The following is a 2,870-nucleotide window of genomic DNA, read 5'->3' on the forward strand; positions in this document are numbered from 1 at the left end:
AAGTTGTTGGTACCCAAAACCCTTAGCGATATTCAGGGTATATTGGACGATGCAGGGCAGATGAATATCGGAAAAACCCCTTCATTTGGCGAGGCTTCGGCGGATGATATTTATATACCGACAAGCAATTTAAATTCTTATTCAGAGGTTGCCCGCGATATTTACGCATGGAAAAAAGTTGATTACAGGTATCCGAACGACTGGTCAAATGCCTATCTCCCGATATACAATGCCAATTTTTGTCTTGAACTGCTTGATGAACTTTCAAGAGACGAGGGAAATGCAAAAGGATGGGACAATGCAAAGGGTTCAGCTCTGTTTTTTAGGAGTTTTTATTTGTTTCTGCTCACCATACAGTTTGGCCATGGTTATAATGCGTCAACCTCGAATGGTGATCCAGGTATTGTGCTGCGCATGACTTCTGATTTCAATGTCAGGTCTGTGCGGTCCACAGTTTCAGAATGTTTACAGCGGGCCCTTGCAGATGCTACGGAAGCCGCATCCTTATTACCGGAAACACCGGTGTCTGCAGTCAGGCCCTCAAAGGCAGCAGCTTACGCACAGCTTTCTAGAATCTATCTTTACATGCGTAATTATAGCGCTGCTTTAAATTATGCAGATAAATGCCTTAAAATTAAGGCAGATCTGATGGATTATAATAATGATACAGATGTGCTCGGGCTTGATCTTGCTGTTACATTCAGGAAGTTTAATAAGGAAACAATTTTTTATACGGAGATGGGCACCGGATTTGGCCTGCATACGCCAAGTCTTTCAAGGATTGACACGAATCTTTATGCTTCATATAATGTAAATGATCTCCGTCGCAGGGCGTTTTTCAAAATTAATGCTTCCTTTCAGCAGTTTAAGGGAAGTTATAGTTCCAGTGCCTCCACATTATTTAGTGGTATTGCTACTGATGAGCTTTATCTAACCAGATCAGAATGTCGGGCGATGGAGGGCGATCTGGAAGGAGCAATGTCAGACCTTAATTTCCTGCTCAAGAAAAGGTGGAAAAATACAGTTTCCTATGTTCCCCTGATTGCACTGGACAAAGCCGATGCACTTAGGAAAATCAGGCTGGAACGGCGCAAGGAGCTGTTGATGCGTAACCTCAGATGGCCGGACCTTAAGCGGTATAATCTCGAGGGAGGTGGAATCACCTTGGAAAGGAATATTGGAGCAACGAAATATTTCCTTCCGCCCAACTCATCATATTACGCACTTCCCTTGCCAACGGATATTATTGAAGAAACGGGGATAGCCCAAAATTAAAAGAAATTTAGGTTTAGTTAAGATCAAAGTGCAGGGCCGGATGGCCCTGCCTTTGAATCTGATACTATCTTGTTTTGTTAACTATAGTCATCAGGTTATCGTCTGAACCTGAAATATAATAACTTGAAGTAGCAGTGTTCAGGTCAGCCCTTAAATCTGCACTGGTTTCCAGGTTTCCTGACCCATCAACGTAGCTATCATCAACGGTTATCGTACAAGGTGCCTGATCTTCGTTATCACAGCTTTCTTGTGGTTCTTCCGAGGTCCAGTTTGATTCATCGGTTACTTCCCCTTCCGAATAATCAGGACCATGATAATAAAAAGTAACAGGTGCTCTGTTCAAGGTACCTGTTTTTGCAAATTTAAATGCTGATTGGGTCAAGATCAATGTTAACCCAAAAATGAAGGCGAATACGCCAAAACTGATTTTTTTTAAATTTTTCATGTTTATGGATGCTTTTTGCATTGAAAAAGCAAGCGAAAAAGTTTAGGTAATGGTGTTTTTTACACCGGTGATTAGTTTACGGTCAGTGGGAAAAGCTGCTAGACCCACCGTTCAGTTTTGCATCGTTATTTTCCTGACCTCCTTTCTCTTTGTTTGATATAATAGATAGCCCAAAGGTTCAATGATAAAAATGAAGTGTTGAACAGCAGATGTGTCTTCCAGCTCATTTCTTTAAGCACGCCTCCGCAACTACATGGTATTTTGTCAAAAAATCCAAGCAGTATAAGCAAGATGTAAATGGTAAAGACTGCTAAAAGGAGGAATGACGAGTACAGGCCGGACATTCTGCTCGCCGGACGGGATAAAAGAAATGCTGTAAGTGCTTCTGAAAGTGGTAGTATAAACGATAGTAAAGACATAAAAACATTGTTGAAATGCTGCAGCTTTAGCTGGTGCCTGAACTCCTGGAATTCAACAATCTTGGATCCTGCGGTGTAAACCCAAAGGATTATCAATGCGCTCACTGAGAAAATTAAAAACCGGTCTTTCATGCTTCTGAGATTGCTTTCACAAAATTGATCACATGTCTCTTCTTCTGAGGTTCCGCTTCAGGATGAAAATTCGTAAAAGTCTTAATTTTGAGTTCTCAAAGCGGACATTTAACTTTTCCTGCTACTTAGATATTTACTTTTAAGTGTACTTAGTGTGTGTGCATGCATCCCCGTAGCGTCGGCAATGTCGACAGAGGAAGCCAGCTGAAAGACATTGGGGTGGATTTCCAACAGGGAAGCAAGACGATCCTCTGCCTTAAGATTTTTAATGTCAAAGGCAAGGTGGAAGAGTCTATTAAAGTTCTCCAAACTTATTTTTTCGGTTATCTCATGGAATTCCGGAAACAGCTTGTAGAGATTATAGATATGTCCTGCGGGTATCCCCATTAATGTTGACTCCCCAATCACCATTGTACGTAGATCAAAGTCTTCTTGATTGGTCTCTATAAATTGTGGCAACATTCCCCCTTCAAAATGTAATAGCAAAATAGATTTTCCTGGCTCAAGTTTACTTTCAAGTTTTGTCTTTAATGTCCCCTTGTATAAAAATGTTATTGGAAATTCATTCCAGTGAGCCTTTTCCAGTGCCTGTCCATCTG

General features: G+C 41.1%; 4 protein-coding genes. 1 reads left to right on the top strand and 3 read right to left on the bottom strand.

From position 1 onward, the window contains the following. On the top strand, positions 1-1,275 hold a 1,275-nt coding region (locus AC1DND_RS24685; RefSeq protein WP_477585203.1), incomplete at its 5' end, for a RagB/SusD family nutrient uptake outer membrane protein. A 64-nt stretch (positions 1,276-1,339) separates the two neighbouring features. On the opposite strand, the gene AC1DND_RS24690 is transcribed toward AC1DND_RS24685, so the two are convergent. The 3 genes from AC1DND_RS24690 to AC1DND_RS24700 all read right to left on the bottom strand — a co-directional run. Beyond that, positions 1,340-1,720: a hypothetical protein gene (locus AC1DND_RS24690; RefSeq protein ID WP_477585204.1), complete on the bottom strand. Its 381-nt coding sequence runs from the start codon at positions 1,718-1,720 to the stop codon at positions 1,340-1,342. 125 nt (positions 1,721-1,845) lie between these two features. Continuing rightward, entirely contained in the window at positions 1,846-2,271 is a 426-nt protein-coding gene (locus tag AC1DND_RS24695; protein ID WP_477585205.1) for a MauE/DoxX family redox-associated membrane protein, read from the bottom strand. Positions 2,272-2,379: 108 nt separating this feature from the next. Beyond that, positions 2,380-2,870: cyclic nucleotide-binding domain-containing protein (locus AC1DND_RS24700; RefSeq protein WP_477585206.1), on the bottom strand; the 491-nt coding region annotated here is incomplete at its 5' end.

Source organism: Pedobacter sp. 01N416 (assembly GCF_056399685.1).